Raw genomic sequence first — 19,117 nt, 5'->3', positions numbered from 1 at the left:
GCACGTCCCTCTGCTGCCGCGGCAGCGTTAAAAGAGCTTAATCCCAGCTTGGAGAAGCTGATGGATTAAGCTTTTTTGGTCATCTTATTCCGCCGCCACTTTTTGCATTTTGGCAGGGTTGTTGATTTTGTAAGGCACAGGATGCTTGCTAAGCTTCTTGGCTACGATTTTGCATTCGAAGGTGACGGTATCTCCGACTTCGAGCTCCAGCTTTTTGAGCGTGTTGCTGTGACTGGACCAAGCTGTGCCGATCTCCATGGCGGGATCCGTGATGGAAACAGCCTCATAAATAATCACTTCATCATCATTATCGGAGAAGTTGTTAGGGACGGTCGTAAATTCCTGCACCGTAGCTATCATTTTAACTTTATCTTCCGGCAGCTCCAGCTTCGGGGCTTTCTCTTTTTTTGCTGCTTTTTCTTTCGGCTGTTTGGTTTTCGGAGCTTTCGCTTGTTCAGCTTCCTGCTCGACAGAAGCGGCGTTGTCTTCTACAGCAGCGGGAGCTTGGGCTTCAGACTCTGCCGCGTCAGTTCCAGTCGTCTCGTCTGCAGCAGTCGTCAGTCTTTGGCTGTAATTGGCCGCCTGCATCTCCTTCAGATAGGAGGGGTGAATGCAGTGCAGCTGCTTATTGTCGAATGCAATGACAGCGGTCATTTTATCTACCAAGCCGACGATGTCGCAAGACAAGTTCATGCCGTTGTTTTTGTAGTAAAAGGTTTTCGTTTTGGCCGCTTTCTCAGAAAGCAAGCCCCATTCTTTACACTGCTCCAATTGTTCGCTTTCATCCTCGAAGGTTGTGTAGGTTTCGGGCTGAATGGTGAATGCATGTACCATGTTCGTGCCGCCTTTCTATGTATTTATGGTAGAAGGTTCTTTTATTGTTCTAATCGGAAGTCATCCGTTTTCTCGCCGTCTTCCCAAATTTCCACAAACAGGGCTTCGCTATTATCGAAATCAGCGGGCGTGAACGACAGCGCTTTCTCCTCGTCTGTGCCTACATAAACATTTTCCATTTCTTCGCCGTCGAAAGAGAGGATGACGTAAATTTTCATGTCAAAATGCCTCCAAATAAGTTGATATGGCTTATTATAACACAATCGTTCAAAAGTTCGCATGAGGTGGTTTTTAGGTTGACATAAAAAACAAGCTGCCTCCAGGCAACTTGTTTTTTGGTCGCATTTTATACACTGAGAAGTTGAGTCTAGCAATGTTAGTAGTGGAGGGACAGACCATATTCCCCTGATGCTGAAGAAGAATTGTTAAGTAGCGCTACAAACCCAATATCGCCGTAAGTTCTTGTAAATGTACTGCCTACAGGCACTGTAAAAGTATCGATAGAAGCTCCGATTGAGTTGCGAATCGTCACATCTACGTTTCCTCCACCGGATGCTTTTACACTAACAGAACCGCTAATTGGCAATGGCGGGATGGCTGGAGCTGAAGTATCAATGGCGTACACCGTTAATGACATGCCGGCAGTTATCATAAACGTACCGCAAATATCGTCATTATAAGGATTTCTGTTGTTGCATAGACAAGGCATACAATCATCTCCTACGGATCTGAGTTTTAAAATATCATTACCTTACTATTAATGCGTCCTGATTATAGTTGGTATAGATACTAACATAGCAGCTCGTCTATATTTATAAATATGTTTAAATACCTAGTAAATCTATGTTTTACAAGCGATTTGTTCCGTTTCTTCCTGTACTAGATAAATTTCTTCTTTAGGCGGGGTATCACAAATGAGCTGCGGCCGAGGCTTAACGACGGTTATTTTCTTCTTAGGACGCTTACGTTTTTTTGTCGTATAAAAATAATGTGCGGTGATGGCGTATTGGCCAACGCTTTTAATCTCTGCTGAACTTGAAGCGCTTATTTCCAAGCCTGCGACGGCTCCTAATGTAATGGATTTCGTTTGATTCAGCTCCGTGAGTGTAAACAAAGTGGTGTCGGAAATCCCGTCCCCTGTTGTATCTGCTTTAACCGTCAACGTGCAATGAGGACTCTGATTCCGTATCGTAATCGTTCCAAATGGCAGACGGCGTCCTGTGTTGGCCGTCCGCCAGTATTGCACGCTTTCGCCGTTGCTTTCTTGTGAAATACTGCCGCAAATTTCATCCGTGACAAGTCGTTTTTGAAGCGGAGATGCTTTCCTCTTTCTACAGATGAATTTTTTGGTTCGGCAAATTTTGCATGATTTTCTAACACGTCTTTTATGACATGGCAAAGAAACCACCTCCTATACACCAATCTATGGATAAAGCCCCGGAGATGGTTGGACGACTTGACTAATGAATACATCCATGTTTGTATCCGGTACCTAACGCACTGGCTTAAAATCGCGTCAAAGTTCATATACATCAATACAAGCTCGAACGCCAGAGTAGAGCAGGGAGTTACTTAGCAAACGGCTGCGGGGAATCGGATTGAGGGGGTTACTAGGATGTTGGTTGCGGTTATTTGCGTAGTCGGGTGTCTCTGCGGGTCCATACTGTTCAGGAAAAATGTGCTTCGGCCAGGTTACGTGCCAGGTGCAGATAAAGTGAAGCTGTCCGTCATTATTCCAGCTAGAAACGAAGCGTGCAATTTACCTCATCTGCTCCATGCGCTCAAAATACAAACCCTGGAACCCTTTGAAATTATTGTCGTAGACGATTTTTCGGAGGATGACACGAGGGAGATCGCGGAAAGCTACGGAGTTACCGTTATCTCCAATCCCAGCCTTCCAGAGGGGTGGACCGGCAAAAATTGGGCCGTATGGAACGGCTACTTACAGTCCTCTGGGGATATGATCGCCTTTCTTGACGCCGACATTCGATTAGTGCCACGCGCACTGGAAATATTAATCATGGCTAGGCAGCAAGCCGGAGGCGTCATCTCGGTCGTGCCATTTCACTACACGGTAAGTTTCGGTGAAAGGCTGGCTCTCATTTTTAACTTCTTAGGGGTGTTTGCTTTCACCTCACCCATCGAGAAAGACAGCCCGAATAAGGGGCTGTACGGTTCCTGTATTTTAACAACTAGAGCAGATTACGAAACCATTAGAGGTCACGAGAGTGTCAAAGGGGAAATGCTGGACGACTTGAACCTCGGAGCCGCCTTTCGCAAAGCCGGTATCCAAGTGACGAATTTCATTGGTTATGGTCTCGTTTCTTTCCGTATGTACGCGCAGGGGATGAGAAGTCGCATTCAAGGCTTCGGCAAAGGAGCCGCTCTCGGAACTTCCAAAATGAAAGGCGGAACGATCGCGCTTATTGCCCTGTGGGTGCTCGGGCTCGTTGCTTCGGAAACGTTCTTTTTATTTTTGAACACGTCCTGGTGGCTCCCTTTGTTTATGGGCTATTTGATCTACATGATGCAGCTGTTTTATTTTGTCAGGTATGTGGGGAAGTTTGGTATCATCATGCCTATTTTGCATATCTTTTCAACGGTGTTTATGATTGTTGTCATGCTGTATTCCGTTTATCAAGTGGTGTTTCTGGGCCATGTAGCGTGGAAAGGAAGGAATGTCAAAGTAGGAAGCAGGCGGGAGCTATGACCATCGTATGGACGGCTTGCGCTTTTTTATCAGGCGCTCTGATGTTTTCTTATTGGCTTGGACTCCTGGCCAGACATAATCTCAAACACGTTGGCGATGGCAATCCAGGGGCGTTGAACTTGTGGAGAGCAGCAGGGTATCGGACCGGGCTTGCGGGCATTATTCTCGACTTTTTAAAAGGGTACCTGGTGCTGGTTTGGATCTTAGGATTTAACTTAGACAATACGCGTGTTCAAGGTTACGCATTGATTCCTGTTGCGCTGGCACCGATCGTAGGGCATGCCTTTTCGCCATTTCTGAAAGGGAAAGGCGGCAAAGCGATTGCCGTTACTTTCGGGGTTTGGAGCGCGCTGACGAAGTTTGAGGCTTCCCTTGCATTAGCGATCATTTTGGCAGTTAGCGTAGCCGTAACGAAACTGGCGACACGAGGAAAGTCCGTTTCCTCCTCGGCGGATGGCTTACAAGTGGTAATAGGCATGCTGCTTTTAGGTGTGTATTTGTATATAGGCGGCTATGTGGAAGCCATCATGTGGGTGTGGCTGGGGAATGTTGCGCTGATTGCATATAAGCATCGGAAGGAGATTGCCTTTTATTTGACAAAAAAGCAGCCCAAGTCAGGAGGTGAATAAATGCTGTCAGCAGGCAGCCGGTAAGGAAAAAGGGGTCACGACGATCTGATTACATACTAGTTCCGACTAAGGGCAAAACTAGGAAACAATCAGAAAGGAGTGACCCCTTCGCATGGATGACAGCTTTCGTTTAAAAGAGGAACGCCTAAACGCTTTAAGCCACGGAATCGGCGCGGCGCTAAGCGCCTTCGGTCTTGTGCTGCTCCTTCAGCGAGCCGCCCTGTTCGAGGATTTTGCATATACAATTAGCAATACGATTTACGGCTTATCCTTTTGCTTGGTGTACCTGTCCTCAACACTCCTGCATTGCTCACGTTCGCGCAAGTGGGGGGAGCGTTTCGAAATGCTGGATCATGCGGCTATTTTCATCGCCATAGCGGGTTCTTACACGCCATTTTTGATGATTACTCTTCAGGGCACATTAGGCTACTCTATGCTGCTGCTGGTCTGGGTCCTTGCTTTGGGAGGCGTTCGCTACATCAAGTTCATCATTCGGCGATTTATCCCCTGGGGTCTGCTTCTTTACTTGCTGCTGGCCGGTTTCATGGCCTCGTTGATTGCACCACTACAGGAAAGGCTTCCTCTAATGGCTATTACTTGGATCGTCACCGGCGTAATTCTATACAGTATCGGATTATTATTTTTTCTATGGCGGAAATTGCGCTATCATCATCTGGTTTGGCATGTGTTCGTTGTCGCTGGAAGCAGCTGCCATTTCATTGCCGTGTACGCGTACGTGATGCCCGCTGTACTTTAATTTACTGATGATGTGCCTTGAGAAATCAAGTAGACAACAGTCTCCTCCGAACTTCTGAAGGCGGATAACTCTTATATGTTTTATAAAGCTTTGTAAAATAGTGCGCGTTCCCACAGCCGTGTTTTCGGCAATCTCGGTTACGTTCCATTCCGTTTCACGCAGCAAACGGTCCGCTTCGTTAATGCGCAGCCAATTGACAAAATCCAGAAATGTTCGTCCGGTCAGCTTTTTAAATGTTTTGCAAAAATGGTACGGATTGAGGTTGACCATCTTCGCAGCCTGTTCAACGGAGAGCGGCTCTGCAATTCAAACTCATAGGTTGATTCACGAAGGAGCCGCCGGAAAGGGGCTCCTTGTTCGTCGTTTGCGCCAATCCTGGCAGGCAGTTGCGAGCGTCCGTCCAAGGCTACGAATTCCACATCTTCATCGGAGGCATTATAGCCGACATGCAGCGCTCCGGCAGGGACGAACAGCAGGTCGCCGGCGCTCGCTTCGTAAGGGCGGCTATCGATATGAAACTGTGCTTTGCCTGCCTGCCTGCATATCAATAATTTCGAAGTGCTCATGCCAATGGAGATATAAAATATTGTCGTCCTTTCTGGCTGCCCGAGATCGATTTCGGTAAAACCGAATCGGATAGTTGCTGTCCCAGAGAGGTGTTTTCTCCCTTAAATCTTGGGGATAAGTCATGCGCAGCCTCGCTTTCTAGTTGTCGGAGAAATAAGGTTACTTGAGCAAGATCAGATAGATTAATAGAATAAATTGCTGATTGTGAGGAGATTGTGCCTTCATTTTAGAGCAAGATCGGTGTGGTTTCAATAGTAGAAAGGATTTGGGTCTATCTGAGAGAATAAGTACTCATCAAGGTACTTAGGAGGTAAATATGACCAATTTATTGGATGTTGAAAAACAGCTAGGGCTTTCTTGGCTGAATAAGCCAGAGCAGTGGGGGTTTACAGATGAAGGCTAAACCCGAGAGCAGATTTGGCCTTAAAGCCATTATTTTTGACTTCGACGGTTTAATTATGGATACAGAAACACCGTGGTACTACGCTTTTAAAGACATTTATCAGGAACACGGAGTCGAACTTTCACTTGAACTTTGGTGTAAAAATGTAGGTACTACTTTTGATGAGTTTAATCCTTATGTTTATCTGGAAACCTCGATCCAAAAGCCTTTGGATCATGGATATATCAAACAGTTGTCTCACGAGAAGTATGCCGTTTATTTAGGAGAAGCGAAGCTGCTCCCCGGTGTGCTTCATTTATTGGAAGCAGCCAAGTCGAGAGGTCTGCGAATCGGATTAGCGTCCAGTTCAACACGTGATTGGGTTCACAAATACTTGAAGCAACAAGGTATTTTCTCTTATTTTGATGTGATTCATACAGCTGATGATGTCAAGCGGGTGAAGCCTGATCCTGAGTTGTATACATTAACGCTGGAAAAGCTTGGCGTAGCAGCCGGGGAGGCTCTAGTCTTTGAAGATTCACCTAATGGGTTGAAAGCCGCCAAGGCAGCCGGTATCCGATGCGTGATCGTGCCGAATGATGTTACGCGGAACTTGGAGTTTATCGCACATGATTTGAGAGTTGCTTCCCTGGATGAAATCGATTTGGGTGCATTTTAAGTGGCTATCTTAGTTTTGTGCTAGCTCTGATTAAGAATGTCTATTAAGTATCTCATTTGATTTTTCTATAATAAGGGTAAGGTTACAGCATTCAAAACACGCCAAGGAGGCAGGAACAATGCAGCAGAAACAACCTTTACTATTGACAGATGAGCAAATGAGAGAGTTTATTACGAATGGGTGTCTAATTCTTAAAACGGATTTTTCCCATGCGTTTCATGACAATCTGCTTGAGCAATTAAATACGGTGTATGCGGAAGAGGGGAATCCTGGCAATAACTTGCTGCCGCGTATCCGAGAGCTGCAAAAAGTATTTGACCACCCCGTTGTTACTGGCGCATTAACAAGTGTGTTAGGTCCAAATTATATGATGCATGCGCACAGACATGGACATTTCAATGCGCTGCCTACGGCAGGCGGCTGGCATAAAGACAGCTATTGGGGTTATGACCGCGTACGCAATCATCACCCGAACTGGGCAATGATTATGTATTTCCCGCAGGATACACCGGTAGATTTGGGGCCGACAGGCATTATGCCAGGTACGCAAAATCACCAGAAGCGGGCATTTGAAGCGAATGAGCATCCGGCTGAAGTTTTGGCAAGCGGCGAGGCAGGCACTTTCGCGTTGATCCATTATGATATCTGGCATCGTTCCACTCCGAACATTCTTGGAAAACCGCGTTATATGTTGAAGTTTGAGTTCATGCGTACCGAGCTGCCTAAACAGCCAAGCTGGAATAATCAAGAACGCGAATGGAAGAAGCCGGCGAACTTGCTTGCACCGCTTGCCGCGCACGACTTGATGTGGGAAGAGACTTGGAACTGGTTATCCGGCGAACTCTGCTCCTTGGCGGGAACGGCTTCGTCCGATCCGCAGGAAGTTCAGGAGTTGGCGGGGAAATTGAGCGGTGATGAGACGATCGCCATCAATGCCTCATATGATCTTGCACGTAGAGGGCAGGCTGGCGTGAATGCTCTGCTGGACGGACTACGCAGCGATGATGTTCATGTATCGCGAATCTCCGCGTATGGTTTAGCGGTTGCTGGAAGCGAAGCGGTTGACGGGTTAATCGCTGCCCTGAACAATGAGAATGTAAATACAGTAACACATGCTGTGTTTGCGCTTGGCGAATTGAGCGGGCTAGCAGCCAAAGCGGTTCCGGCACTTACCGAGCTGCTCGACCACCCGGAGGACAAAATCCGCAGCGCCGTTGTTGATGCGCTTGGTTTTATGAACTCGCCTGTAGAGGTCGTGGTTGCCAGCTTAACCCGCGGGCTTCAAGATCAGAACGCACAAGTGCGCTTCATGTCCAGCTTATCCTTGTCCCGTTTGGGCGCATCGGCAGAACCGGCTGTTCCGCAATTGGAAATTGCGCTGGATGACGAGAACCGATACGTTCGGGCACATGCTGCGGAAACGCTCCATTACATCGGCACAGATCGGGCGAAAAATTCGCTGATCCGCTTCCTGCTGAACAACCGCTGGTGCTCCACGACGACAAAGGCGAATGCTTTTTATCCGTAAGTTGCAAGAAATCGCTAAGGCACGTTGATATACGAAAGAGGCCGTCTCTCAACCAGATTTCATGGTTTGGAGACGGCCTCGTCTTTTTTATTGGTTATTCTCAATGGTTTTTGGTCTCAAATCACGGAAAGCCGTAGGTTTAAAACCGGTCTGCTCACGGAACATACGGGAAAAATACGATAATTCCATCCCTAACGCGTCAGCGATTTGCGAAACGTTCAATTCTGTCGTCATTAACAAATCTTTGGCCTTTTCGGAACGCAGATGATTCATGTATTGGATAGGCGAGTAACCCGTGAATTGCTTGAAAGCATTGATAAAATAATTAGGATGGTAATGCGCAATGCGAGATAGTGTATCTACGGACACATTTTCGGCAATATGCTGTTCCATGTACAGCAAAACTTTGTTCATTTTTTCAAACGTAGGCGTGGAGGTAAGGTTCAGCTTGACGGATTGATTTTGCTCAATAAAATCGGCAATAAACGTCATCAGAATCGAGTACGCTCGAAACTCTGAGGTGATGCTATCGCTCTGGCTGTAAGCAATCAATTGCTCGAAAGCTTTCACGAGTTCTTCCGGATTCTGAACTTTCAAGCAAGGCGAGGTTTGCAAAATTTGAAACAAATCCAAATCTCCGATTTTGGCGGAAAAATGGCACCAATACTTGCCGAACGTATTGTCGCTTATCGTGCCATAGGCTTGGTCGCTTCCGGCTGGCAGCAAATACAGCTCCCCGGGTTTCGGATAGTAAGTCTGACCCCCGATCCTGACATAGCCTTCACCTTCGCGGATAAAATAAAGTCGATTAAACGGACAGGCGGGATTCTCATCTGTCCAGGACTTTTGGACTTTGGTATAGGCCGCGTAGGATAGATCCAGCTTCGCCTTGGCGAGATATTTCTTCCAGAACGTGCGTTCGCTATCATTCATTCCGTTCTTCATAGCCTATATTCCTTTCACGAATATTCGGGCATTTTAAGCATGTGCATAACGGCTATCCGGCTTGCCATGACCCGTCCGAGTCGGCAGAGGGAACTATGATCCGCTATTTCACACATTTTGCGGCATTTGGTAAAGTAAAGGGAACTATAGTCCGCTATTTCGTCAGCTTGATGCCAAACGCTCTTTTTTAATCGGAAATAAGACCCCGTAGTTCCCATTCACGGCTCAAAGCGCCTGATCTCACACAAATAGCAGATTCTAGTTCCCTTAAGAAATTACTCGTTCGTTAATTTTAACTTATCCAGCAGTTTGAAAAACAGGCTAAGCACAATAGCAACAATCGTGGCCAACGCCATGCCCTTCAATTCAAAATTCCCGAGCTTCAACGTTGCACCGCTAAGACCGATAACAAGAACCGTCGTTGTCAAAATCAGATTCATCGGTTTGGAATAATCCACTTTCGTCTCCACGAGCATCCGAATACCGGAAGCGGCGATGATACCGAACAGCAGCAAGGAAACGCCTCCCATGACAGCTGTAGGAATCGTTTGAATCAAGGCCGAGATTTTCCCCACGAAAGAGAGCACGATTGCCAGGATCGCAGCTCCGCCAATGACCCAAACCGAGTACACACGGCTAATCGCCATAACGCCGATGTTTTCACCGTACGTTGTATTTGGCGTGGAACCAACCAAGGAAGACAACATCGTCGAGATCCCGTTTCCGAGTAAAGATTTGCTTAGACCCGGGTCTTTGGATAAATCTTTGCCCACCATATTGCTGGTTACGATTAAGTGTCCGATATGCTCTGCAATGACAACAAGTGCCGCAGGGGCAATAATTAATATACTTGCTACATCAAACGTTGGTGAGTAGAAAGTAGGAAGCTGAAGCCAATGAGCGGCATTTAAAGTTTCTTGAATATGCACTAAACCAAGCAATGCGGCAAGCACGTACCCCAGGATGATAGCTACTAGAATAGGGATAACCTTCAATAGTCCTCGAAATACGATGGAACCAACCACGCCTACTAAAAAAGTGAAAATAGAAACCGTGATCACGGTCATATCAGGAACCCAGGCTTCCTTGGCATCGGCAGGAGCGATAATGCCGGCCATTGACGCTGCTGTAGGAACTAACTCCAGCCCGATAACGGACACGATAGCGCCCATCGCCGCAGGTGGGAAAACAACGTCAATCCAGCGTGTTCCAACGAAGCGAATCAATAAAGCTATAATCGTAAAGATCAGTCCCACAACGAGAAAACCGCCGAGTGCTGCACTATAACCCTTTTGACCTAGGACGACGAAAACAGGCGAAAGGAAAGCGAAGCTGGACCCCAGGAAAGCGGGGATTTTGCCTTTTGTGATAAAAATATAGAGCAGGGTGCCGATCCCATTCATCAACAATATCGTTGCCGGATCGACATGGAATAGAATCGGTACAAGCACGGTGGAGCCAAACATCGCAAATAAATGCTGTAAACTAAGGGGAATGCTTTCGCCTATGGAGGGGCGTTCATCAACTTGAATGATACGAGACACGGTAGTAACTCCCTTTCTGTTTCTTCTCGTTCGATATCTTATCACAAAACGTGCTCGTAGGTAAGCCTTACCAATCTTTTCGCAGCGCAAATAAATCATGCAGCTCTTCATTCGAGAGCTCGGTAATCCAGGCTTCGGAGGTGGAAATCACATTTTCGCTCAAACTCATCTTACTTTCGAGCATCTCGTCGATTTTTTCCTCAAGCGTGCCCAGAGAAATAAACTTATGCACTTGTACATTCCGTTTCTGACCCATCCGATACGCACGGTCTGTCGCTTGGTTTTCTACAGCTGGATTCCACCAGCGGTCAAAATGGAACACGTGGTTGGCAGCGGTCAAGTTGAGACCGACGCCGCCTGCTTTGAGCGACAGAATAAAGATGCCAGGCCCATCCGCAGCTTGGAACTTGTCAATCATTTTGTCGCGTTCCTGCTTCGGCGTGCTGCCGTTCAAGTACAACACGGGTTCGTCCCGTTGTGCCTGCAAAATATCGGCCAGCAGCTTGCCCATGCTAACATACTGTGTGAAGATCAGGCAGGAGTCACCTTCATCCCGCAGCTCGCCAACCATCGCAACGAGGCGTTCCAGCTTGGCCGAACGTAAGACGAAGCCTTCCCGGCTCTCTTCGTTAAGCAGGCTTTCCTCGGAGATGGGAGCCTCCTTAGTCAGCAGAACCGGATGATCGCAAAGCTGCTTAAGCTGTGTTAACGCAGAGAGAATCGCGCCCTTGCGCTCCATGCCTTCCAGCTTTTGCATGCGCTCCATGAGGTTTCTGACCGCTTGCTCGTACAGCGCGCCTTGCTCGGCGGTCAAGTTCAAGTAGACCTTCATCTCCTGCTTATCCGGCAAATCGAGCTGGATGGCGGGATCTTTCTTTTTCCGGCGCAGCATAAAAGGTTTCACGAGCTTCTGGAGCTGCATCGTCCGCTCCTCGTCCTGGTGTTTCTCGATCGGATTCGCGAAACGATGCTGAAAGCCGCGCTGATTTCCCAAATAGCCGGGATTCAGGAAGTCATAGATCGACCACAGCTCGGATAACCGATTTTCGATCGGTGTACCGGTCAGGGCGATGCGATGTTTGGCTTGCAGGGAACGCACGGCAGCGGACTGCTTGTTTTGGGCGTTCTTAATATTTTGCGCTTCGTCCAGACATAGGGAGCTCCAAACCGTCTCCTGCAGCGTTTCTTGCTCCATAAGAGCGGTCGTGTAGGAGGTCAGCACAATATCGGTGTCTTTCAAAGCCTCAGCAAGCGCTTCACCGCTTAGACGGCCTTTGCCGTAATAAAGCAGCACCTTGAGATCCGGGGCAAAACGGATGAGTTCCTTCTGCCAATTGCCGAGTACGGAAGTGGGGCAAATCAGCAGAGCAGGCTGCTCGGATTCATTTTGGTGATGCAACAAATAGGTGATGAATTGAATGGTTTTCCCAAGTCCCATATCATCGGCAAGGCAGGCGCCAAGTCCGAATTTCCTTAAGTAGGTTAACCATGTGAAACCTTCATGCTGATAACTTCTCAATTCAGCACGCAAGCCTGCTGGAATAGGAATCTCCTGCAGTTCCGACGGCTGTGCAAGCTGACGCAAAAGACCCATCAAATGTGCGTTTAGCTCAACTTCCAGTTTGATGCGTTCTTCGTTCTCAGCGTCGTCCTCAGGCGATGAACTTCCCTTAGGCGCGTTCTCTTTGTCAGATTCACTCAGCAGGTGAAGTTGGAAAATATCCAGCAAGGATAGACCTTCTTGCGGGTCAACGCTGGCCATCAGCCTGCGAATTTGCTCCAGCAGCGCCGGGTCCAGGTAGACCCACTGGCCGCGGAAGCGGATGAGGCGCTCATTGCGCGAAAGCAGCGCAGCGAATTCCGCTTCGCTTAGATCCGCTTCGCCAATGGCAATCCGCCAGTCGAAGTCGACCAAGGCGTTCAGCCCGAAGAGCGACTGCCCTTTGCCGCCAGCTTCGGAGGAAACCTTCGCACGCAGCCGCGGCTTTCGCTTGGAGGCAGCTTCCCACCAGCCGGGCAGCATCACATTCCAACCGCCGTCCAGCAGATGCCGGCTGTCTGTCGTTAAAAACGTCCAAGCCGATTCGTCGTTTAACGGCTTGGACAAGAGCGCCAAGCCGCTGCTCCCGCTGGGCAGGCTTTCGGCCAGGCTGGCTGCCCAGCCGGGCGACCGTTCCAGCACGTAGGGACTCCAGCTGCTGTCCCAAGTTCCAGCTGCGGTTCCGTCCGCAGCAAGACGAATCGGCGCGAGCACGGATCGATCCTGCTTGTCCTGCAGGACAAGGCGGAGTCGCCACGTGTCGTCCTCTTCGTCCGGTTCCAGCAGCTGCAGCGCAGGTCGGAACGGAGCCGTATCAGGCCGCCACCCTAAGGAAGCGAGCCATTCTTCTTCCGTCAGGGTGACCGGCGAAGCAGAACGCTGGAACAACGCGGGGTAGTCGCGGCGAAGGTCGGAGATCGCCGCTTCGCTTGCATAATGCTCCGAGGTGACAACGGCGGAGAACGCTGCGCGAAGTCCAGCCAGACCTTGACCAAGGGCATCGAGGTTTTGGGCTGCTGCCCAATTAAACGATTTCAGCGCATCGGATTCGGCATCCCAAGTCCAACCCAGCGTCCCTTTGCGGAAATCGTGCAAGCTTGGTACATAACGGCCAGATTGTGCTTCTTGGTATAGGAGCGGCGCTAGCTCGCGCATGGCCTTCATGCCTTCATTTCCATCCTCAAAGTGTAGGATTTCCATAAAACCTGGTTCCGTGAAGTAGGGCAGCACCATATCCGCAGGGAGCACAACAACCGAGATGTCACCAGCCTGCTGCAGGTCCAACACAGTGCCGTAATAGGAGGATTCGTGCCAAGCGAACATGAGATTTCGCAGCTTCTCGCCAGGCACATCGCGGTCGTCCAGAAATCCCCAGAATAAAGCGTCGCCGCTTTCTGTTAAGGTCATGCTCACTTGTAAATTGTGCAATATTGCGTTCATCCGAGCAGCTTTCCTTTCCTAAGTTCCTCTTGCAGTGCCCGCAGTCTGCTGTGCCGTTCAACGAAACCGGCAAAAAATGCTTCCCAACGACCGGGCTGCTTCATTTTCTTGTACACTTTTTCGAGTCTTTTCAAAAGTCTAACAGCAGCTTTATAGTCGTGGCGGTTTTTTAAAGCAACGTAATGGTTCACGGCTTGATGATAATAGGGTAAAAGCAGCTGTGGCGCTTCTTTTTCGATTGGCTGAAGCACGCTGACTCTGTGAAAAAGCGGGTCATGGCCTTGAAGGATCTGCATTTCGAGCCAAGCCTTCCATTTACCTTGCTCGTAGAGGACATTTTCAATGAGAAAGTAGGAACGCGGCAGAAGACTCTCAAATGCTTGCCACATCAGCTCCTCGGCTTCAGGAAAATGAGCGACGGCTTTTTGCCAATAATTCGCATAGGTATCGAGTTCTCGGGTTCGCGGATTGTTGAAGAAGACGGCGGTTTCGGTCAGCCAGTCTACAAGTTCCTTCCAGTTAGCGTTATCCTGCAGATGGTCGAAGAACGTAACAAAAAGGTAGGGAGGTGTGTCTTTGAAGGTTGACCCCTCTGAGAGTGCTGCCCAAGCAACCTTCGGTTCTGACATCAGCAAGAGCAAGTAAGCTTGCGCGGCTGAAACCGATGGCGCGACGGCAGACTCATCTGCTATTGATGACTTTAGAGCTTCAATTTCCTTTGGGACGTAGGATAAAGCAGCTGTGATTCCTGAAGCCATCCATTCGTTCCAAAGCGTGCAGTAGACGCCAAACTCTTGATAACTGTGCCCTTTCTGATCAGCCATCTGCGTTCTGAGATAAGCGAATGTCGTCTCAAGGCGCTCGCTGGACTCGGCAAGAGCTAGCCGGTTAGCTTGCACTTTTAACCAGCTCAGAATTTCATCGTAAATCTTGTAGATGGCAGATGACGTAAAAAAGCTGGTCCCGCCTTGTGTGTTTTGCACTTTTATTTTCCTTAGAAGGAATAACGCTTGATGCAGCTCGAAAAATCCCCGATCCTGGTCAGAAAAAGGAATGGCAACGTTCATTAAGGTGCTTAAATGGCTGCGCAACTGCTGGGCGTAAATGCCTTGATCGTAGGCCGGTTTTATGGAGACGGTGTATTGATCCAGAAACTGCTGCCAGTCACTAACAGACATTGTAGGCAATTTCATCATGGCGGATTCCGATGTAGCTTGCGAAGCCGCGCGTTTGAGCTGCATTTTTGCATTCATAATCTGGGTCGCCGGGTATCCGAGACGGTCCGCCAGTTCCATCATGACAGCAGCTTGGTGCTTGCAAGCGCCATGAACGGGGCATGTGCAGCTGCCTTCTTTCAGCTTATTTAGGTTAAGCGAAACCCGATAGGCTTCAGATCCATCGACTTTGGCCTGCACTTGGCGAGCGTCGGAGATGCTAAGGGAGATAACTTGTCCTTGCTTAAAATAGGTAAACCCTCTGGAAAGGGTTACGTCCGTATAGGTTTCAGCCACATATTCGAGCAGCTTCAACCACTCTTCATCATTTAAAACAGTAGAAGTGCTCATAGGAAGGCTCCTTGCTAATGAATAGAGTATCTAATAACCTTATTAGTATAAATAGTGCAGCTAATATTGTAAATTTTGTTTCTTAATAAAAATGTTTTTTTGAAATTAAGGAAGGTAGGGTGAATAAATGAGAAAAAGAATAGTCATAATTGGAATAGGACTATTTATTGTTTTTGTTCTATTGTTTTGTACATGGAAATGGATGAATGCTAGAAGTTTCCAAGTTTTCGGCGGGTTAACCAGTCATGTGCAGACGAAAGAAAAAGTTGTGGCATTAACGTTTGATGATGGACCATCGGAACAAACAGCTTCAATTGTTGCCCTATTGGGTAAATATCAAGCAAAGGCTACTTTTTTTCTAATAGGAAACGAGCTTGAGAAAAATAGAGAAGCCGGGCGGTTGATTGCGGAGGCGGGGCATCAGATCGGGAATCATACCTTTTCCCATCAACGAATGGTTTTCAAAAAGCCCTCTTTTATCCGGGAAGAAATTGAAAAAACGAATCAACGGATCCGCGAAACGGGTTATGAAGGTGAAATTGATTTTCGGCCGTCAAACGGTAAAAAGTTGATTGGTTTACCTTATTATTTACATAAGCAGAAGATTCAAACGATCATGTGGAGTTTGGAGCCGGACACGAATTTCCGCACTCCTTCCGACAAGGTAAATGAAGTCGTTCAGCATGTGAAGCCAGGCTCTATCATTTTGCTGCATCCTATGTACGATAAGACGGAGCTTCTTGCGATAGAAGGCATTCTGGATGCTTTGTCGAAAGAGGGCTACACCTTTGTGACTGTCAATGACCTACAAAATAGATAATGTTCATTCAGCATGAGCCACATTGACAAAAGATACTGTAACATTTATAATTACAGTATAGCTAGTGAGTGATAAAAATAACGCTAAAGGCGGTGCTGGATGATGAACTATCAAATCAGTGATTGGGTTACAGCCACTACGAATCAAGATGAAATGTTGCATGGGTATGTAGAATCCATGGATGTGCTTGGAGGTTTGACTCGCATTTACGTGATTGCATCCGACCGTGAATCGACGATTGGGAAAGTCATGGAAGTCAGCAACCAAGACGTTAAAAAATTGCCGCCAAGTTCCTTGGATATAGAAGAGCAAGTGAGAAGCTTGATCGATGTTTCCCTCGCGGTGAGAGACGAAATGTGGTTCCTTGAATTGACAGGCAAACTGCTGGCGATTCAACAAAATGAGTCCAAGCGCAGCGAGCGAGATCAGCTTCCGGCCCTAACTTTCAAAAACCGCTTAGGCGTTGATCAGCTATAATGAAAAGCCAATCCATGACATGTGAAACATGTCGAGTGGATTGGCTTTTTTTGGTGCCTTTGCTTGACCGGTTCCTCCTTGGCAATGGGAACTACAGGGCGCTATTTCTGCGAAATGCGCCTTTTATATAAGGAAGGGGGAACTGCGGTCCGCTATTTCAAGGTATTTGGCGGAAAATCCGCCTAAAACTGTGAAATAGAGTCCTGTAGTTCCCCTACAACTGCTCTATCGCCGCTTTTCTACGGAATAGCGGACTGTAGTTCCTCAAGGGATGGGTTAGGAGTGAGTGAGTGCCTTCGCGCATTACTGCACAGGCGCCTTTTTCACAACCTGCGGACCCTTTACCATTTCCGCTTCAAACAGGGCTTGCAATTCGGTAATTTTCCTTGGATCGGTAAGCGCCATTTTATCTTTAAAATATTGTTCCACAACGAGCTCCCACGTAGGCACGATTTTCTGGGCTGTAATGGAACGGATGGCTGTCTTCAAAAGCCGGCGTTCCTTTGCATTGCTGTAGACATCTACATATTGCTGCGTCCGTTCAAAATCAAGCTCCTGAAAGATCGCTTTGAACACAAGCGATGTCATCCGCGCATCATCCAGCGCTCTGTGGGCGGAGCCTTCCGCCTCGATCTGCAAATCAAGCAGGGCGGCCTCGACGCTGACGTCATTCGTTACATTTTTATATCGGATAAACCCTTTCAATAAGTCAAAATAGTTGGCATTCATCCAGTACGCATCATCCAATTTGTGCATTCTCGTATCGAAGACAATGCGTTTCAAATCTTCTCCGCCCCATGTAACAAGGAGAAAAGCATCACTCCGGTTCAGCCAGCTGATGAAATCCGCAATGACACTGCGAAAGCCGGCGGCGCCGTCAATGTCTTCTTGCGGAATGCCTGTTTTCTTTTTAATAAAACTGTTCAATTTAGAGAAATAAACCGGCTTGATCAGAGAGGAGAACTCATCGACCGGCTGAAGGGAGTCATTAAGGCGCACTGCCCCAATCTCGATGACCTCCATAGGTAAATCGCTCGCAAATTTGCGACCGTTAAATTCGATATCCAAAATAATGTAGTCCATGCTGCTTGCCCCCGTTCTTTCTATTCCTATCATTTTAGCAGAAATTGTTTAGGCTGCCATCTTGGCTTTTCCGTAGATTGCGCTTAGTACTAGGCTGAACAATAGTCCGATAAAGGACATACCGGAAATCCATAAGTAAAGCGATTGACCGCCAAAGCTTTCATAGAACCACCCGCCCAGATAAGAAGCAACAATGCCGGATACGCCGAAGAACAGCAAAGCAAGAACGGTTTGACCGGTCGCTCTCCACTCCTCAGGCACAATACGGTATAAATATTGAATCGCCGCGGAATAAAAGATTGGAAAGGTGAAGGTTTGCAGAAGCTGTAAGTAAACAAGTACATGAGGTTCTGTTATCCACGAGGATAATAGAAAGCGAATGAAGTAAAAGAACGCAGAAAATGCGATGATTTGGAGTTCCTTCCCTTTACGCAGCCACCAGAAACTTAGCGCAAAAACAAGAATTTCACTTCCCGCGGCTAAAAACCATGCTTGTCCGACCAGCTCAGGACTGCCGCCTAATTTTCGTATATATACGCCTAAAAAGGTATCATTAATCCGTTGCGGAACGGCAACAATAAAGATTAACACCATAAACCAAATTGTCTCTTTATTTCCTAGGAAATTACGCAAGCTTTTTAATGTGATGGGTTTGCCAGTCACTGGTGCATCTGGAAGTGCTAGACAAATGATGAAACTGATGACGCCGATCCCTCCGAAAAGGTAACCCAAGCTGTTCAAGCCCAAATATTGAATCGCATATCCAACGGCCAAGGACATAACGGCATAACCAATCGCACCGAAAGTCCGGATGGAGCCATAACTGACGCCGTTCGCTTCCGCTGTTTGAAAGTTCAAGCTTTCCGTCAATGGATCAAGCGGCATAAGGAAAAAGTACAAAAACATCGTAAACAGAAGCAGTACAATGAAACTATTGGAGGTATATAAAAAATATCCAACAATACTTGAACACACTAATAGAAGCAGCATAACTTTTTTAATGGTTCTGGTCCTGTCACTAATCATGCCCCAGAGCGGCTGTGAGAAGATCGTAATAATTCCTCCTGTACCGATGATCAGGCCGATTTTGGTCGCTGGAAGCCCTTGGGCATCCAGATAAACAGGGAGAAATGAAACGAACATGGCAAGCAGGGCAAAGTACAAAAAATTAAATGAACGTAAAAGATTTGAAGAGCTCATTATGACCGTAACCTTCCTAGTTGAAATAACTTATGTTTGTTGTAAAACTACATTCTAACACGATGCACGAAAGATTCCAAAAAGAAAAATGTCTCAATTGCAAATGAGGCGCGAATATGTTACGGACTCAGAAGCCGTTAATTTGCTAAATTCAGTGGAATTTGAGGTGCTAACGGACTGAGGGGACGTTATGTATGGAACTTTTCGCTTTTTGAGGTGTTTCTATGACTAATAGCGACTCTCAAGTCCGTTAGATACAAATCTTATCGCAAAAACAGCAAATAGCTTCATCCCAGTCCGTTCGGCGACGAAATAGGCTTTTTTTGCTGAGTCGGCTTTTTTTATTATCATGAATCGGCGTTTTTTATATAACCATTTGCAAGAATTGAAGATTGCTTAGGAAGATCGGTGTCTTTT

Annotated in this window: 19 protein-coding genes; 7 read left to right on the top strand and 12 right to left on the bottom strand. The window is 47.4% G+C overall.

Annotation, left to right across the window (positions count from 1 at the left end; translation table 11 throughout):
* Nucleotides 1-84: 84 nt before the first annotated feature.
* From AC3WTJ_RS25105 to AC3WTJ_RS25090, 4 genes are all read right to left on the bottom strand, one after another.
* Complete coding sequence (locus AC3WTJ_RS25105; protein ID WP_492524141.1) at nt 85-834, bottom strand: hypothetical protein; 750 nt, start codon at nt 832-834, stop codon at nt 85-87.
* 41 nt (nt 835-875) lie between these two features.
* Complete coding sequence (locus AC3WTJ_RS25100) at nt 876-1,052, bottom strand: hypothetical protein (protein WP_164819425.1); 177 nt, start codon at nt 1,050-1,052, stop codon at nt 876-878.
* Between the two features lie 158 nt (nt 1,053-1,210).
* Nucleotides 1,211-1,543: an S-Ena type endospore appendage gene (locus AC3WTJ_RS25095; protein WP_326060891.1), complete on the bottom strand. Its 333-nt coding sequence runs from the start codon at nt 1,541-1,543 to the stop codon at nt 1,211-1,213.
* A 132-nt stretch (nt 1,544-1,675) separates the two neighbouring features.
* Complete coding sequence (locus AC3WTJ_RS25090; protein ID WP_492524140.1) at nt 1,676-2,233, bottom strand: S-Ena type endospore appendage; 558 nt, start codon at nt 2,231-2,233, stop codon at nt 1,676-1,678.
* A 216-nt stretch (nt 2,234-2,449) separates the two neighbouring features.
* Here AC3WTJ_RS25090 and AC3WTJ_RS25085 point away from each other — a divergent pair, with 216 nt between their 5' ends.
* The 3 genes from AC3WTJ_RS25085 (at nt 2,450) to trhA (ending at nt 4,930) form a co-directional block, all read left to right on the top strand.
* The gene (locus tag AC3WTJ_RS25085) at nt 2,450-3,544 is read left to right on the top strand and encodes a glycosyltransferase family 2 protein (RefSeq protein WP_492524139.1); all 1,095 of its coding nucleotides are present in this window, start codon (nt 2,450-2,452) and stop codon (nt 3,542-3,544) included.
* Complete coding sequence (locus AC3WTJ_RS25080) at nt 3,541-4,173, top strand: glycerol-3-phosphate acyltransferase (protein WP_492524138.1); 633 nt, start codon at nt 3,541-3,543, stop codon at nt 4,171-4,173. The genes AC3WTJ_RS25085 and AC3WTJ_RS25080 overlap by 4 nt, the downstream gene beginning before the upstream one ends.
* A 112-nt stretch (nt 4,174-4,285) precedes the next feature.
* On the top strand, nt 4,286-4,930 hold the full coding sequence (gene trhA, locus AC3WTJ_RS25075; protein WP_407868103.1) for a PAQR family membrane homeostasis protein TrhA: 645 nt from the start codon (nt 4,286-4,288) through the stop codon (nt 4,928-4,930).
* On the opposite strand, the gene AC3WTJ_RS25070 is transcribed toward trhA, so the two are convergent.
* Nucleotides 4,820-5,200 carry a helix-turn-helix domain-containing protein gene (locus AC3WTJ_RS25070; RefSeq protein ID WP_492524137.1) on the bottom strand — a complete coding sequence of 127 codons (381 nt, stop codon included), beginning with the start codon at nt 5,198-5,200 and terminating at the stop codon, nt 4,820-4,822. The genes trhA and AC3WTJ_RS25070 overlap by 111 nt on opposite strands.
* Complete coding sequence (locus AC3WTJ_RS25065; protein ID WP_492524136.1) at nt 5,152-5,478, bottom strand: cupin domain-containing protein; 327 nt, start codon at nt 5,476-5,478, stop codon at nt 5,152-5,154. Before AC3WTJ_RS25065 ends, AC3WTJ_RS25070 begins: the two co-directional genes overlap by 49 nt.
* 411 nt (nt 5,479-5,889) lie before the next feature.
* Here AC3WTJ_RS25065 and AC3WTJ_RS25060 point away from each other — a divergent pair, with 411 nt between their 5' ends.
* Nucleotides 5,890-6,558: an HAD family hydrolase gene (locus AC3WTJ_RS25060; protein WP_492524135.1), complete on the top strand. Its 669-nt coding sequence runs from the start codon at nt 5,890-5,892 to the stop codon at nt 6,556-6,558.
* 118 nt (nt 6,559-6,676) lie between these two features.
* Nucleotides 6,677-8,086, top strand: coding sequence for a HEAT repeat domain-containing protein (locus AC3WTJ_RS25055; protein ID WP_492524134.1), 1,410 nt, complete (start codon nt 6,677-6,679; stop codon nt 8,084-8,086).
* 87 nt (nt 8,087-8,173) lie between these two features.
* Here AC3WTJ_RS25055 and AC3WTJ_RS25050 read toward each other — a convergent pair whose 3' ends face one another.
* From AC3WTJ_RS25050 to AC3WTJ_RS25035, 4 genes are all read right to left on the bottom strand, one after another.
* Complete coding sequence (locus tag AC3WTJ_RS25050) at nt 8,174-9,031, bottom strand: AraC family transcriptional regulator (RefSeq protein WP_492524133.1); 858 nt, start codon at nt 9,029-9,031, stop codon at nt 8,174-8,176.
* Between the two features lie 275 nt (nt 9,032-9,306).
* Nucleotides 9,307-10,575, bottom strand: a complete 1,269-nt coding sequence (gene uraA / locus AC3WTJ_RS25045; protein WP_492524132.1) for a uracil permease — start codon at nt 10,573-10,575, stop codon at nt 9,307-9,309.
* A gap of 67 nt (nt 10,576-10,642) precedes the next feature.
* A complete protein-coding gene (locus AC3WTJ_RS25040; protein WP_492524131.1) occupies nt 10,643-13,555 on the bottom strand; it encodes a DEAD/DEAH box helicase in 2,913 nt (970 codons plus the stop codon).
* Nucleotides 13,552-15,120 (bottom strand): SWIM zinc finger family protein, encoded by a 1,569-nt coding sequence (locus AC3WTJ_RS25035; protein ID WP_492524130.1) that lies wholly within the window; start codon nt 15,118-15,120, stop codon nt 13,552-13,554. Before AC3WTJ_RS25035 ends, AC3WTJ_RS25040 begins: the two co-directional genes overlap by 4 nt.
* 127 nt (nt 15,121-15,247) lie before the next feature.
* On the opposite strand from AC3WTJ_RS25035, the gene AC3WTJ_RS25030 reads away from it, so the two are divergent.
* Entirely contained in the window at nt 15,248-15,940 is a 693-nt protein-coding gene (locus tag AC3WTJ_RS25030; RefSeq protein WP_492524129.1) for a polysaccharide deacetylase family protein, read from the top strand.
* A gap of 99 nt (nt 15,941-16,039) precedes the next feature.
* A complete protein-coding gene (locus tag AC3WTJ_RS25025) occupies nt 16,040-16,417 on the top strand; it encodes a hypothetical protein (protein ID WP_492524128.1) in 378 nt (125 codons plus the stop codon).
* 303 nt (nt 16,418-16,720) lie between these two features.
* Here the strand turns inward: AC3WTJ_RS25025 and AC3WTJ_RS25020 are convergent, their stop codons facing one another.
* Complete coding sequence (locus AC3WTJ_RS25020) at nt 16,721-17,500, bottom strand: 3'-5' exonuclease (RefSeq protein ID WP_492524127.1); 780 nt, start codon at nt 17,498-17,500, stop codon at nt 16,721-16,723.
* A gap of 48 nt (nt 17,501-17,548) precedes the next feature.
* Complete coding sequence (locus tag AC3WTJ_RS25015) at nt 17,549-18,700, bottom strand: MFS transporter (RefSeq protein ID WP_492524126.1); 1,152 nt, start codon at nt 18,698-18,700, stop codon at nt 17,549-17,551.
* Nucleotides 18,701-19,117: the final 417 nt, after the last annotated feature.

It is taken from the genome of Paenibacillus sp. FW101-FHT12H11, assembly GCF_058790355.1.
This window is presented reverse-complemented; position numbering and strand designations above follow the sequence as displayed.

Excerpts from the sequence above, each read along its gene's own strand:
- AC3WTJ_RS25015 (WP_492524126.1), bottom strand. The coding sequence starts at position 18,700 with ATGAGCTCTTCAAATCTTTTACGTTCATTTAATTTTTTGTACTTTGCC.
- AC3WTJ_RS25095 (WP_326060891.1), bottom strand. The coding sequence starts at position 1,543 with ATGCCTTGTCTATGCAACAACAGAAATCCTTATAATGACGATATTTGC.
- AC3WTJ_RS25055 (WP_492524134.1), top strand. The coding sequence starts at position 6,677 with ATGCAGCAGAAACAACCTTTACTATTGACAGATGAGCAAATGAGAGAG.
- trhA (WP_407868103.1), top strand. The coding sequence starts at position 4,286 with ATGGATGACAGCTTTCGTTTAAAAGAGGAACGCCTAAACGCTTTAAGC.
- AC3WTJ_RS25050 (WP_492524133.1), bottom strand. The coding sequence starts at position 9,031 with ATGAAGAACGGAATGAATGATAGCGAACGCACGTTCTGGAAGAAATAT.
- AC3WTJ_RS25100 (WP_164819425.1), bottom strand. The coding sequence starts at position 1,052 with ATGAAAATTTACGTCATCCTCTCTTTCGACGGCGAAGAAATGGAAAAT.
- AC3WTJ_RS25085 (WP_492524139.1), top strand. The coding sequence starts at position 2,450 with ATGTTGGTTGCGGTTATTTGCGTAGTCGGGTGTCTCTGCGGGTCCATA.
- AC3WTJ_RS25035 (WP_492524130.1), bottom strand. The coding sequence starts at position 15,120 with ATGAGCACTTCTACTGTTTTAAATGATGAAGAGTGGTTGAAGCTGCTC.
- AC3WTJ_RS25080 (WP_492524138.1), top strand. The coding sequence starts at position 3,541 with ATGACCATCGTATGGACGGCTTGCGCTTTTTTATCAGGCGCTCTGATG.
- AC3WTJ_RS25040 (WP_492524131.1), bottom strand. The coding sequence starts at position 13,555 with ATGAACGCAATATTGCACAATTTACAAGTGAGCATGACCTTAACAGAA.
- AC3WTJ_RS25070 (WP_492524137.1), bottom strand. The coding sequence starts at position 5,200 with ATGGTCAACCTCAATCCGTACCATTTTTGCAAAACATTTAAAAAGCTG.
- AC3WTJ_RS25025 (WP_492524128.1), top strand. The coding sequence starts at position 16,040 with ATGATGAACTATCAAATCAGTGATTGGGTTACAGCCACTACGAATCAA.
- AC3WTJ_RS25060 (WP_492524135.1), top strand. The coding sequence starts at position 5,890 with ATGAAGGCTAAACCCGAGAGCAGATTTGGCCTTAAAGCCATTATTTTT.
- AC3WTJ_RS25030 (WP_492524129.1), top strand. The coding sequence starts at position 15,248 with ATGAGAAAAAGAATAGTCATAATTGGAATAGGACTATTTATTGTTTTT.
- AC3WTJ_RS25020 (WP_492524127.1), bottom strand. The coding sequence starts at position 17,500 with ATGGACTACATTATTTTGGATATCGAATTTAACGGTCGCAAATTTGCG.
- AC3WTJ_RS25105 (WP_492524141.1), bottom strand. The coding sequence starts at position 834 with ATGGTACATGCATTCACCATTCAGCCCGAAACCTACACAACCTTCGAG.